10 protein-coding genes are annotated in these 12,331 nt (G+C 68.7%); 2 read left to right on the forward strand and 8 right to left on the reverse strand.

All coding sequences use genetic code 11. From position 1 onward, the window contains the following. The first annotated feature begins 11 nt into the window (after nt 1-11). On the forward strand, nt 12-983 hold the full coding sequence (locus tag ILP86_RS12790; RefSeq protein ID WP_193762134.1) for an alpha/beta hydrolase: 972 nt from the start codon (nt 12-14) through the stop codon (nt 981-983). Nucleotides 984-1,050: 67 nt separating this feature from the next. Then, complete coding sequence (locus ILP86_RS12795; RefSeq protein ID WP_227751223.1) at nt 1,051-2,046, forward strand: hypothetical protein; 996 nt, start codon at nt 1,051-1,053, stop codon at nt 2,044-2,046. A 16-nt stretch (nt 2,047-2,062) separates the two neighbouring features. On the opposite strand, the gene ILP86_RS12800 is transcribed toward ILP86_RS12795, so the two are convergent. From ILP86_RS12800 to ILP86_RS12835, 8 genes are all read right to left on the reverse strand, one after another. Continuing rightward, a complete protein-coding gene (locus tag ILP86_RS12800; protein WP_227751224.1) occupies nt 2,063-3,166 on the reverse strand; it encodes a hypothetical protein in 1,104 nt (367 codons plus the stop codon). Then, nucleotides 3,163-3,954 carry a hypothetical protein gene (locus tag ILP86_RS12805; RefSeq protein ID WP_193762135.1) on the reverse strand — a complete coding sequence of 264 codons (792 nt, stop codon included), beginning with the start codon at nt 3,952-3,954 and terminating at the stop codon, nt 3,163-3,165. Before ILP86_RS12805 ends, ILP86_RS12800 begins: the two co-directional genes overlap by 4 nt. Nucleotides 3,955-4,124: 170 nt before the next feature. Continuing rightward, complete coding sequence (locus ILP86_RS12810; RefSeq protein WP_193762136.1) at nt 4,125-7,631, reverse strand: PKD domain-containing protein; 3,507 nt, start codon at nt 7,629-7,631, stop codon at nt 4,125-4,127. Between the two features lie 215 nt (nt 7,632-7,846). Beyond that, nucleotides 7,847-8,887, reverse strand: a complete 1,041-nt coding sequence (locus tag ILP86_RS12815; protein WP_061018804.1) for a VWA domain-containing protein — start codon at nt 8,885-8,887, stop codon at nt 7,847-7,849. Continuing rightward, nucleotides 8,884-9,870: a VWA domain-containing protein gene (locus ILP86_RS12820; RefSeq protein WP_227751225.1), complete on the reverse strand. Its 987-nt coding sequence runs from the start codon at nt 9,868-9,870 to the stop codon at nt 8,884-8,886. The genes ILP86_RS12815 and ILP86_RS12820 overlap by 4 nt, the downstream gene beginning before the upstream one ends. Beyond that, nucleotides 9,861-10,352, reverse strand: a complete 492-nt coding sequence (locus ILP86_RS12825; RefSeq protein WP_058630886.1) for a hypothetical protein — start codon at nt 10,350-10,352, stop codon at nt 9,861-9,863. The genes ILP86_RS12820 and ILP86_RS12825 overlap by 10 nt, the downstream gene beginning before the upstream one ends. Next, complete coding sequence (locus ILP86_RS12830; protein ID WP_058630885.1) at nt 10,339-11,226, reverse strand: DUF58 domain-containing protein; 888 nt, start codon at nt 11,224-11,226, stop codon at nt 10,339-10,341. Before ILP86_RS12830 ends, ILP86_RS12825 begins: the two co-directional genes overlap by 14 nt. A gap of 26 nt (nt 11,227-11,252) precedes the next feature. Beyond that, nucleotides 11,253-12,218 carry a MoxR family ATPase gene (locus ILP86_RS12835; RefSeq protein ID WP_046748192.1) on the reverse strand — a complete coding sequence of 322 codons (966 nt, stop codon included), beginning with the start codon at nt 12,216-12,218 and terminating at the stop codon, nt 11,253-11,255. Between the last annotated feature and the right edge of the window lie 113 nt (nt 12,219-12,331).

Here is a 12,331-nt window from a genome sequence, read left to right on the forward strand (position 1 = left end):
AAGGAGTTCTGATGACCGACACCACCCTGGCGCGACCGCCGTTCGACCCGGAGCTCGAGGCCGCTCTCGCCCTCGTCGCCGACCAGCTGCCGCCGACCCTGACGGCAGAGATGATCCCGCTGCTGCGCCAGTCGCCGGTGAGCGGGGAGGACGAGATCTTCGCGGTGCTCGCCGATCGCGGCTTCACCCGACGGGACGTCTCGATCGCGGGTCATGGTGGCGATGAGATCGTCGTCTCCGTGATCGAGAAGGAGGGCAGGACCGGCACCGGCCCCGGGTTCTTCCACACGCACGGCGGCGGCATGATCATCGGCAACCGCTGGCTCGGCGTGGCCGGCTTCCTCGACTGGGCGGAGCGCTTCAACGGCGTGATCGTCACCGTCGAGTATCGGCTCGCCCCCGAGTTCCCGGATCCGTACCCGGTGGAGGACTGCTACGCGGGCCTGCTGTGGACCGCGGAGCACGCCGAGGAGCTCGGCATCGACCTCTCCCGGCTGTTGATCGGCGGAGGCAGTGCCGGGGGTGGGCTGGCCGCGGGCACCGCCCTTCTCGCCCGCGATCGACGTGGCCCTGAACTGGTCGGCCAGCTGCTCATCTACCCGATGCTCGACGACCGAGACGAGTCCGTGTCGACGCGCCAGATCGACGGGATCGGCGTCTGGGACCGGGGCTCGAACGTGACGGGGTGGACCGCGCTCCTGGGCGATCGCGTCGGGACGGACGACGTCTCCGTGTACGCCGCCCCGGCGCGCGCGACCGACCTGAGCGGGTTGCCGCCCGCCTTCATCGACTGCGGCAGCGCGGAGGTGTTCCGCGACGAGGACGTCGCCTACGCCACGAAGCTCTGGGAGGCCGGGGTGCAGGCGGAACTGCACGTCTGGGCAGGGGGGTTCCACGGCTTCGACATGTTCGCTCCGCACACGGCCGTCGCGCAGGCCATGCTCGCCGCCCGCGACGACTGGGTGAACCGGCTGCTCTCCTGAGCCCGCGTCGACCGGAAGAGGGAACTCCCACCCCATAGGGTGGAATCCCCGTGCGATGGAGCCCGACATGCAAGATCTGCTGGGGCGTCTCACCGCCCTCGACCCGGATGCGAGCGAGACGCTCAAGGTCGTCACCTACTTCGACGCCCTGGTCGCCCGCTCCGTGGGTGTCGAGAGCATGCTGCGAGGTGCGGCGGTGCTGAGCGGCGCGACCGTCGGACAGCGTGACGGCAGACAGATCATGCGTGTGCGGGCCGACGGGGTGCGCATCGATCCCGTCGAGCCGTCTCACTCCTGGCCGGTACGGGAGAGCGGACCGGATGCGGTCGCCTGGATCGAGCGCGAAGGCGATGCGCACACGAACGACGCGATGATCCTGGAACGGCTCAGTCTCGCCCTCGGGATCATCAGGGCGCGCCGATCGGTCGGCCCCGAGAGCGCGGTCGAACTCGCCATCAGCTCCTATGCCGGTGCGGAGGAGAGGGCAGCGGCACTGCCTCGACTCCGCATCGCTGCGGACTCCCTGCGGCTCGTCGCCTCTCCTCCCGACCCCGCTCCGCTGCCGGTGCATCCCTCGGCTGTCGTCGCCACCCGGCACGGCCTGACGCGAGCGACGATCCTCGACGCCGAGATGCAGCCCGTCGATGCCTGGCCGCACCGTGTCGACCTGCGGTTGGGGCTCGGCATCGTCGGCCCGGCGGAGGGTCTTCCCGCGTCGTGGGCGTCGGCGCTCGTGGCCGTGCGACTGACCAGCCCGGAGGAGCCGGTGGTCGATGCCGCCGACCTCGGTGGTCTGCTGCTCGTCGCCGAGGCTGCGGGGCGGGGGCCCCTCCACCCTGATGCGGCGGCACTCGCGGCACTCGATGAGCGCAGTCGGGAGCTTCTCGACGCCGTCAGCGAGGAACGGAGCGTGCGCGCCGCAGCCGCGCGGCTCGGGCGGCACCACTCCAGCGTGCAGGAACGCCTGAGCGTGCTCGTCGATGCGCTCGGGTATGACCCGCGCACGTCCCGCGGCCACGCCAGGTACGTGGTGGCGCGGATGCTCTTGACCCTCGGCTCCTGAACGGCCGTCGAGCGCTTCACTCGAAGCCGGGGTAGTCCTTCAGCTTCTCCTGGAACTCGGCACGATCCGCCTCGCTGAGCACCCCGCTCGCGATCGCCGTCAGCTGGAGCCCTTCCAGCGGCTCGCCGGTGCGCGCGTTCTGCGCCTCCCGTGCCGTGCGGAAGCCGCCGTCCGAATCGTTCGAGAGGTCATTGATCGTGGCGTAGAAGCGGAGAGGGTCGGGGAAGTTCTCGGTGTAGTACTCCCACGTGGTCTGCGTGCGCGGGTCGTCGCTGCCGTACAGCTTCGCGATCATCGCGGGGTCGATGCCCGACACCGCGGGATCATTGAACGAGTACAGGTCCCACAGCCCGTGGTCGACGACCACCTCACTGATCACGGCCATCACGGCGCGCTTTCGGTCGTAGCCCTGGACAGGCTCGTTGGTCGCCCAGGCGGCGGAGGTGAACTCGACCAGCATCGACTCCCCGCCGTAGCCGTTGCGCTCCGGGCGCAGGTCTTCATCGCCCACCTGCGTCCAGGTGAAGCCGAACTCGTCGGTGAGTCGCGCCCGGATGTCGGCGAACAGCGTCTCGGTCTGCGCACGCACCTCGTCGAGCGACTGCTGAGACAACGCCTTCTGCGGATCGGTGCCCTTGATCCCGGGATAGGCTTCCGCGTGCCTCTGGGCGGCCGTCTTCGTGCCCTCGTAGTTGCCCGAGGCCGAGGTCTGCAGTGCGCTCATGCCGCCGACCGTCGCGACGTTGAACAGGATCGCGATGACCAGGCCGATCGCCCCGAGCTTCCGTCCGCGCACGGAGAAAAGCGCCGCGATGATCACGCCGGCGACCACGAGCTGCAGTGCGAGCATCGTGACCCCGTAGAGGAGATCGGTGCCGCCGGCGACGAAGGTGCCGAGCAGGATGAGCGCGAAGAGGATGGATGCGGTGAGGGCGATCCAGCCGAGGGCGTTCGCGGGCTGTTTCGACTCCTCCGCAGGCATGGAAACCGCCACGGGCGGGGCGGGCGTCGATCCCCAGGCCTCACGACGCGCCCCGCGATACCCCCCGGGCGGAGGAACGGGGGGAGCGCCCTCGGTGCCCGAGAGGTAGCGAGCGCGCTGCCTCTCGTGGTCGCTCACCACGGCTTCTCCGTCCCCGAGCCACCGGGGTCGTCGCCCTGCTGCTGGTCACGCTCCTGCGTGCCCTGCTCGAGCTTGTCCTGGAGGCCCTGCAGCTTGTCCTCGGAGGGCTGCTCCTTCTCGCCGGTCTGTGGCTGCGGTTGGGGCTGCTGCTCCTCCTGCTGCTTCTGCTTCAGCCGGTCCGCCGTGCCGTCGAGGGAGTCGGACATGTCGCGCTGCGGGTCGGGGGACTGCTGCTGTGCCTCGTCGCTGCGGCATTCCTCCGGGGTGTCGACGGTGATTCCGAGCGCCTCGCCGTAGAGCGCCGCTGCGCCCGTGCCGTCGCCGTCCGCACGGGCCGCATCGCCCATGCGTTCGATGATCAGCGCGAGGTTGATCCGCACCGCGCACACTTCGAGGCCGGTCGCGAGGTCGAGCGCCTCTTCGAGCTGGACACGGGCTTCGGGGAGTTGCTCGGCCGCACCGAGTGCCGTGCCGATGTTGAAGGGCGCCTTGTACGGCTCGAACCAGTTGAGGAAGTCCTGTCCACGCGCGGAGGCCTCAGCGCCGGCGAAGTCGTCGACGACGTAGGCGGTGATGGCCTGGTGCGCGAAGGCGTACATGCTCAGCAGCTTGCCCACGAAGAGAAGCGCGGCGAGTGTGAGCGGAATCGTCCCGATCGCCACCCAGCGGCGGACGCGGCGACGGTGGCGGTTGGACCGGAGAAGGGCGGCGGCGCGGTCGGCCGCCCGGGCGGTGGTGGTCGAGGGTCCGACCTCGGTCGTCGAGGGTGCCGACGGATCTGTCACGCCCAACCCCCTTACCGATCGACGACTGCTCAGCGCGAGGATTCTGGTCCCCGAAGCGGCAGGACGAAGCGCTGAACATCCTATCCGGGGATCCTCAGGATGCGATTCAGCCGACCTCGGGTGCCGAGGCCGGCTGAATCATGAGGAGGGACGATGCCCGTCCCCGAGCGCTACTCGGCCGCGGTGACGCGGAAGGAATCGAAGGACACGATTGCCGCGGCAGTCGAGCTACCGGAGCGGTTGCCGCTCAGGCCCACCCCACCCCCCGGCTGCAGAGGCGTGTTGTCCGTCGCTTTGAGCTGCCAGTCGGTCGGCTCTGTCGTTCCGGTCGCCCAGATCTTCGCCTTGATCGACGCCTGTGCTGTGCCCGTCACCGTGACCTTGAGCGTGTACGAGGTGTTCGCCGCGAAGGCGAGCCCGGACACGGCCTGGGTGGCGAGCACGGTGCCGTCGCGGTGCGCGACGAGCCAGATCGTTCCGTCGGGGCGGAGCCACGCGCGAACGAGGTACTTCCCGGCGGTCGAGTCCCGTGCGATGACGCCGATGTAGGCACCACCCGCGGCGGGAGCCTGGTCGAGGCGGAAGGTCGTCTCCAGAGCCGGGCTCGGAATCGACGGCGTGTTCAGCGTCGCGTGCCGGGTGTCGCCTGCGGCCAGATTCAGCTTCCCGAAACCGTCGGCGACTGTGGTCGTCGTCGTCGTTCCACCTGCGATCTTCCAGGCGCCGCCCACGATGGCATTACCCCAGCCGCGAGTGGAAGGCTGCTCGAACTCATCGCTCGCGAGCGCTGCGGGAGCCGTCACGATGGCTTCCCGGGTGGTGGTTGCCACGCCGCCCAGGTCGTCGGTCACGGTGAGGGTGACGGTGCGCGTGCCTGCCGTCGCGTAGGTGTGGTTCGCCGCCGCGCCCTCGCCGGTCGTGCCGTCGCCCCAGTTCCAGCTGTAGCTCTTGATCGTGCCGTCGGAGTCGGACGATGCCGAGGCGTCGGCTGTGATGGTCAGCGCCGACGCGGAGAGTGCGAACGATGCGGTGGGCGCCACGTTGGCTCCTTGGATGACAACCGGCTTCTTGATGGATCCCACGAGTCCCTGACTGTCGGTGACCGTCAGCTTGACCTCATAGGTTCCGGGCGCCGCATAAGTGTGCGCCGCAGTCTTGCCGGCCGCGGTCGAACCGTCACCGAAGTCCCATCGGTACTCCGCGATCGTCGTAGAGCCAGGGGGTACTGAGGAGCTCGCGTCGAAGGCCGCGTCGAGCCCGGTCGCCGTTGCCGTATAGGCGGCGACGGGGGCTGTGGAGCCGTTTCCGACGCTGTAGTGGGTCTTGATCTGTCCCGCGGTCAGGCCATACGGGTAGACCGCGAACTCATCGACGTTGCCGAGGAGGGGAGTCGTCTTCGGTGCGTTCGCCCAGCCGGTCAGGTTGCCGTTGCCGATCTTCCAGAAGCCGTTGTAGTCCTGCGCCTTGGTCACTCCGGGGAGGTGTCCGTCGAGCTTCCCGTCGATGAAGAGCTTCATTCCGTCGGGGCTCACCGACGCGACGACATGATGCCAGCGGTTGTCGTTGTATGCCGTCGCGGTCGTGAGAACCTTCGTGCCGTCGTTGTAGACCCCGAAGTTCAGGCGGCCGTCGTCTGACATGTAGACGGTTCGGTCGAAGTTCTTCGAGAGCACGGTGGCCGAGCTCTGGAAGTCGAACAACAACCCGCCGCTGGTCGTCGAGGTCTGGAACCACAGCTCGGCCGAGAACGACGAGGGCGCCGCGACCTTCGTGGTCGTGTCGACTCGCCCGGTCACTGTGCCGTCGAGGGCTGTCGCACCGGCTACGCCCTTCGGCACACCTGACGACTGAGGAGTTGCTCCTGAGCGGAGGATCGGACTGTTCGTTCCCGCCACATCCTGTGCGACGGTTCCCAATGGGTAGTACAACTCGGGGCCGTCAGCGAGCACGGCGTTGGAGTACGCCGGAGTGGACTCGGCCACCGTGGCAGTCGTCGTCTTGCTCGAAACCGTGTGGCCGTTGCTGTCCGTGGCCGTGAACGTGTATTGCTGCTGTGAACCTGCCGGCGCTGTCGTGTCTTCGAAGGTCACCGCTGGCAGGTTCCACCAGGTGGAGTCCATCTTCGTGGTGAACAACGGCGTGGTCGAGCCGGCGCGGCGCAGCTCGTATGTGAGCGTGAGGTCGTCACGGTCCCAGTTGGCGGGAATCGTGACCTTCACGCGGCCGGGGACGAGCGAAGTCGCGGTCGGCACCCACTTCTCGCCGGCGAGGCGGGGGCCGTCCTTCGGGCCCTCGGGAGGCGTGGTCGAGAAGCGGACGAGCCCTTCGAACTGTCCGTTGTTGACGGAGCGGAACTCGCCGCCGATGGAGATCATGTTGCCCGTGCCGGTGATCGACAACCCGGCCTGGCCGAGTCCGGTCGTGGTACCGACAGCCCAGTCGGGCGTCCACACGTAGGGAGAGGGCGAGGGCGTTCCGGCCCAGTCCTTGTACTGAGGCGTCGCCGGCTGAGTTCCGAGCGTCCCGCGCGCATCGGCGGTGAAGGCCTCGGAGTAGCGGTGTGTGCGCGGCGACTGCTCCGGGTGCAGGCCCATGGTGCTGCAGGCGTGAGTGTGGCTGGTGGTGTAGATGACCTTGCCGGTGGAGTAGACGCCGTAGTGGTCACCGAGGCAGTCTGCGATCCAGCGGACCTTGCCCGTCCCGGCTTCAGCAGCGAACGTGCCTTCGAGGTTGGCGACATCGGCGTTCGCGTACGCCCAGCCTGTGCCGTAGACCCCGGTGGCATCGGTCGCGAGGCCGAAGATTCCGGACTTTCCCGCGGAAGGGCCCGTGCCCACACCGTTCTTGACCGTGTCGGGAAGCTCCCATGCGGTGTCGACTGCGCCGGTGACCTTGTCGACGGCACCGATGCCGCGCAGCCCCGTGTCGCCGTTGATCTGCGAGAAGCGTCCGCCGATGATCGTGTCGATCCCGGCCGGGTCCATCACGAGGGCGTCGACCTGCTGATCGGTCTGAGGTGCCCAGGGGAGGAGTGCTCCGTTGGCGGTGTTGAACGCGCTGAGGTTCTTCCGCGCGGTGCCGTTGGCCTGCGAGAACAGACCGCCGGCGTAGACGCTCGTGCCCGAAGTCGCCAGCGCGTAGACGCCTGATCCGCCGATGGAGGGGATGAAGCCGGGCACGAGCTCGCCGGTCTTCGCGTCGATGGCTGCGATGTTCCACCGGTCTTTGCCGTTGACCTTGTTGAACGAGCCGCCGATGTAGATGCGGCTGCCGTCGGGGGAGGCGGCGACGGCCTTGATCACCCCGTTGACCGTGGGGGCGAACGGAAGGAGCGCGCCGGTGTTGATGTCGTACGCGAGCACGTTCGACCGTGCTGTGAGCGCGGTGCCGGGCTTCGCCTTCGGCTCGCGGGCGTTGTCGAACTTGCCGACGGCGTACACGGTCGAGCCGATGGTCGTCTGCGCCCAGACGTACCCGTTGTCGATCTGCACCGTCGGAATCGGATCCGACGTGACGACGTTGTCATCACGCTGCAGCAGCGGTGGCAACGTCGGCGGTGCGTCGGCAGCCACGGCGGCTCCACCACCGAACGACACGAGCCCGCTGACGACCAAGGCTCCGACGACCGTCGCGATGACGGTCTTTCGGGCGCGCTTCAGAACACGCTTGTTCCCCATGTTTTGCTTCCCCAGTGATCTGATGCCGACGTGAGAGTCGACATGACATCGCAGCGTGAAACGACCGCGGGAGCTTCCCCAAGCTCATGTGACTCCGCGGTCGGATCGCATCTGCGAACCCCCGTCGCGTCCGAGATAGTCCGCGACGTGTAAAACAATAGCATCCGATATCCGGAGGTTGCTGAGTGTCAGCTTCCAGATGGAAGGGCTGCTCGCTATCGCGCTGCTGCGTCGGACCGAGGAGCACGGAGATGCCGCAGTCGCGCGATCAGCAGGGTCGCCCGCCCGAGCTCCACGCCCAGGATGGCCAGGGCGACGAGCGCGGCGATCCAGTACAGCTCGATGACGTTGCCGACCTCGCCCGAATCGGCGTAGTCGGTGGTGGTGGACGGGGCAGCGGGAAGCACGGGCGCGGTGTCCGCCGTCCGATGCGAGTACTCCACACCGAGGTCGTCGGCGATCGTCTCGAGGGTCGACTCGTCGATCACCGAGAGCGCATCGGCGCCCTGGTACTGGATGTAGTCGCCTCCCTGATCCGAGACGCCGCCCGTGGTGATGCGCATCGGCCCGCCCTCGGCTGTGCCGTAGCCGAACACGGCTCCCGAATCGGTGTACTTCTCGCTTGCGCTGAACGACTCCGGCGGCGTGTCGACCGTCTGCTCTCCGTCGCCGAAGTAGAACACCATGCGCGAGCGGTCGGGAGACGACTCGGCCGCCGAGGCGAGCGTCTCCGAAAGCAGCGGAGCGGCGATGCCGATCGAGCTTCCGCGTGACTGGCTGGTGACCTCGGGGCGCAGCACCTGCAGCGAACCCATGAGCGCGGTGGTGTCCGTGGTCAGGGGAACCCGCAGCTGGGCGGCGGCATCCGAGGTGATGAGCGCGAAGCGTGCTCCCGGGTACTCCTCCACGAGCGCGCGCACGTCCTCGCGGATGCCGTCGAGCCGCGGTTCCCCGTCGCCCCAGTCCTCGGCCACGATGCTCGCCGTGGTGTCGACCACCAACACGATGTCGGTGTCGGTCGCGAGGGTCTGCGTGGCTCCGCCGGGAATGCCGGGACGAAGCAGGAGCGCGACGCAGGCGAGCACCAGCAGCAGCCGCATGGCCCACAGCGCACGATGCCCGGCGAGTGCGCGCCCGTCCGCGATCGGCACGCCGCCCGATTTCGGCGCACGGACAAGCACCCAGACGGCGACGGCGAGGACCGGTGCGCACAGCAGCGCGATCAGCAGTGGGTTGAGCACGGGTTGGAAGATCACAGTCGCACCCTCCACAGCACCACGACGAACCCGAGCACGCTGAGGCAGAGCACCACGATCCACAGGTTTGGGGTGTCGGTCCAGACCACCTGCGCCTCTCCGCGCAGCTCGGTCGCCTCCTGCTCCTGCACCTGGTCCACGATGTCGGAGACGGTGGTCGTGTCGCGCAGCCCGAACGCGGCGCCCCCCGTCGCCTCTGCTGCCGCGCTGAGCTCGGCGCTCACATCGGCGTCCTTGCCCTGGACGGGGTTCAGTGCGAAGACGCGCACGTCCTTCGAGGCGGCGTAGGCGGCGGCTTCCTCCAGCGTCACGATCGAGGCGCCGTTGACCTCGTTGTCGGTGGCGAAGATCACCGAGCGCGAACGCTCATCGTCCGGGTGGTCGAAGCCCATCGCGCAGGCCGCGAGGCCGTCGCCGATCAGGGAGGCGCCGTTGCCGTTGAGCGTGCCGATCCAGTGCTCCGGAACCTGGTCGACGAAGTCGAAGCTCTCGGTCATGCTGGCCAGGTGCTCGCGGACGAAGTCGTAGTCGTCGGTGAGGGGGAAGATCTGCACGGGCGAGCTGTTGAAGATCGTCAGGCCGATGCGCTCCCCCTCGAAGCTGTCCAACAGCTCGTCGAAGACGTTCAGCACCTCGACGTCGACCTCGGTCATGGAGCCGGAGACGTCGAGGCACAGCATGATGTCGCGGCTCGTGTTGACGGCCTGCACGGTCTGCGCCGACATCGGCCGCGCGGCAACCACCCCCGACACGATCGCGGCTGCCGCGCCGAGCGCGAGGACGCCGGACAGCGCGAGTGCCCGTCGCGTCAGGGCACGGCGGAACGAGGGCAGTGTGCGCAGGCGTTCGGCGCGGGCGACGCGGGCGGCGTCTCCGGCCCCGGCACGCCCCTCGCGTCGGAGTCCGAGAACGAGCCCGATCGCGAGCGCCACCAGCACGACGGCGACCGCGCCCACCAGCATCCAGATGTTCGCTAGTGCCATGTGCGCACCACCGTCCTCGCCGCTTCGGCGCCGGCCACGGGGTCGATCACCGGGCCGGGTCGGAAGATGCTCGGATAGTAGTGCCTGCCCAGCGCGTCGATGAGAGCCGGGTGGACGCCGCGCGCCACCAGGTCGTCGAGTGCGAGCACCGGCGCCTCCAGACCGCTGTACTCGTTCACGAAGGCGCGCACGACCCTGCTCAACTCGACGTTCGCCTGCCGCGCCGACAGGCGCCGTTCCCGGTAGTCCGTCTCGATCTGCTGGATTCGGGCCAGGTACTCGGTGCGCAGCTGCGACAGCACGTCGATGATGAGCGGAGCCTGCCCGGCATTCGGGTCCGCGGTGGCGAGGGTGCGACGGGGTCGCGTGAGCGCGATCAACAGCCACGCACCGAGCACCAGCAGCGCGAGGATGCCGATCGCGAGCAGGAGCCACCCCCAGCCGTACTGGGCCGGCGGGTAGAGGTCGTCAGAGCCGGGCATTCGACCTCCGGTTCAGCAACGTCAGCAGCTGGGCGACGGCATGGTCCTGCCCGTCCAGCGTGGAGTGGCTGATCTCCATGCGGGTGAGCAGATCGTCGAGGTGCGCGGCTTCGGCCTCGCGCTGGGCGGTCAGCTCCTGCACGATCTCGCGGTCGCCCTGCACGAAACCCGGCACCTGCCATCGGCTGTCGACGTCCCTGCGGATGCGCCCCGTGGCGTGATCGAGCACGGGCTCGGCATCGCGCAGCGTGAGCCACAGCACGTCGTGCTGCACTCGAAGTCGGCGCAGCATCCGCTCGGTCTCGCTCGTGAGGGGAGCCTCGTCGGTGATCACCACCACGATCATGCGGCGGGCGATCGTGCGTGTGACGAAGGAGAGCAGGGCATCGCGATCGCTCGGGGCGCTGCTCTCGTCCACGGCCCTGTCGATCGTGCGCAGCGCGTGTTCGAGGGCGCCCTCGCTGCGTCCCGGTGCGAGGCGGCGCACCTTCGCGGAGTCGCCGTAGACAGTGGTGAAGTCGTCGCCGTGACGCAGCGTCAGCACGCCGAGCACACCCGTCGCGAGGATCGCGAGCTGCTTCTTCGACTGCTCGTCCGCCGCGAGGGCCGACATCGAGCGCCCGGTGTCGACGACGAACAGCACGGTGTGCATGCGGGTGGCGCGCGAGCGCTTCACGAGGGGCGTCCCCAGCCGGGCGGTCGCACGCCAGTCGATGTCGCGCACCTGATCGCCGTACTCGTACTTGCGCAGGTCTTCGAAGTCGAGGCTCCGTCCGCGCAGCAACGACGCGTAGGCGCCGTCGAGCGCGTGCAGCGACTTGCGCGTCGAATGGATGAAGAGCTTGCTCTTCACCTGCGTGATCAGGCTGGGCATGTGGCGATGAGTCCCGAGGCGCCGGGTCAGGGGGTCGGGACCGAGGCGAAGATCTGGTCGATGATCTCCTCGCTGCGGATGCCCTCGGCGTCGGCCTCGAACGTCAGCAGCACGCGGTGCCGGAGGATCAGGTGCCGCAGTTCGCGGATGTCTTCGGGCAGCACGTGCGCGCGTCCCTTGAGCAGCGCCAGCGCGCGCGAGGCCTGCAGGAAGGCGATGCTCGCGCGCGGACTCGCGCCGTACTTGATGAAGCGGGCGCGCTCCTCGCCGATGTACGGCGCGGGATTGCGGGTGACGTAGGCGATCGACACGATGTAGTTGCGGATCGCGGGGTCGACGTAGATGCGGCTCGCGACATCCTGCAGCAGGTGCACGTCGTCGAGGCTGACGGCGCTGGTCACGTGCCGGTCGGGGTCGAGCACGCCGGAGTCGATGCGGCTGAGCACCTCGAGCTCCTCGGTGGGGCTCGGGTACTCGACGATCTCCTTGAGCAGGAAGCGGTCCATCTGCGCCTCGGGCAGCTCGTACGTGCCCTCCTGCTCGATCGGGTTCTGCGTCGCGATCACCAGGAACGGCTTGGGCAGGTGGTGGATCTCTCCGCCGATCGTGGTCTGATGCTCCTGCATCGCCTCGAGCATGGCGCTCTGCGTCTTGGCGCTGGAGCGGTTGATCTCGTCGAGCAGCACGAAGTTCGCATGCACGGGGCCGAGCACCGTGCGGAACGAGCCGGTCGCCGCATCGTAGATCTGGTTGCCCGTGATGTCGCTCGGCAGCAGGTCGGGGGTGCACTGGATGCGCTTGAACTGCGCCTTCACGGTGTCGGCGAGGGTGCTCGCCGCGGTGGTCTTGGCGAGTCCCGGCACGCTCTCGAGCAGGATGTGTCCGCCCGCGATGAGGGCGACGAGCAGGCTGGTGCGAAGACGGTCCTGGCCGACCATCTTCGCGGAGTACGAGGTCGAGATGACTCGCAGCACCTCGGAGGCCCTGGCCATCTCGGCGTCCGTGGGCGCGGCGTTGGTGGGTGCGCTGTTGGTGGGCGCGGCGGGAGCTGTCGGCGGGTGCGTCTGCGCGGGGCCGGGCGGAGGCGGCGGTGCGGAGATCGTCC

This window comes from Microbacterium sp. R1, assembly GCF_015159725.1.
Lineage (GTDB): Bacteria > Actinomycetota > Actinomycetes > Actinomycetales > Microbacteriaceae > Microbacterium > Microbacterium oxydans.

What these genes read in the sequence shown, in the direction of transcription:
- ILP86_RS12830 (WP_058630885.1), bottom strand. Translation starts at nt 11,226, where the DNA reads ATGCCCAGCCTGATCACGCAGGTGAAGAGCAAGCTCTTCATCCATTCG.
- ILP86_RS12835 (WP_046748192.1), bottom strand. Translation starts at nt 12,218, where the DNA reads ATGGCCAGGGCCTCCGAGGTGCTGCGAGTCATCTCGACCTCGTACTCC.
- ILP86_RS12820 (WP_227751225.1), bottom strand. Translation starts at nt 9,870, where the DNA reads ATGGCACTAGCGAACATCTGGATGCTGGTGGGCGCGGTCGCCGTCGTG.
- ILP86_RS12795 (WP_227751223.1), top strand. Translation starts at nt 1,051, where the DNA reads ATGCAAGATCTGCTGGGGCGTCTCACCGCCCTCGACCCGGATGCGAGC.
- ILP86_RS12825 (WP_058630886.1), bottom strand. Translation starts at nt 10,352, where the DNA reads ATGCCCGGCTCTGACGACCTCTACCCGCCGGCCCAGTACGGCTGGGGG.
- ILP86_RS12790 (WP_193762134.1), top strand. Translation starts at nt 12, where the DNA reads ATGACCGACACCACCCTGGCGCGACCGCCGTTCGACCCGGAGCTCGAG.
- ILP86_RS12810 (WP_193762136.1), bottom strand. Translation starts at nt 7,631, where the DNA reads ATGGGGAACAAGCGTGTTCTGAAGCGCGCCCGAAAGACCGTCATCGCG.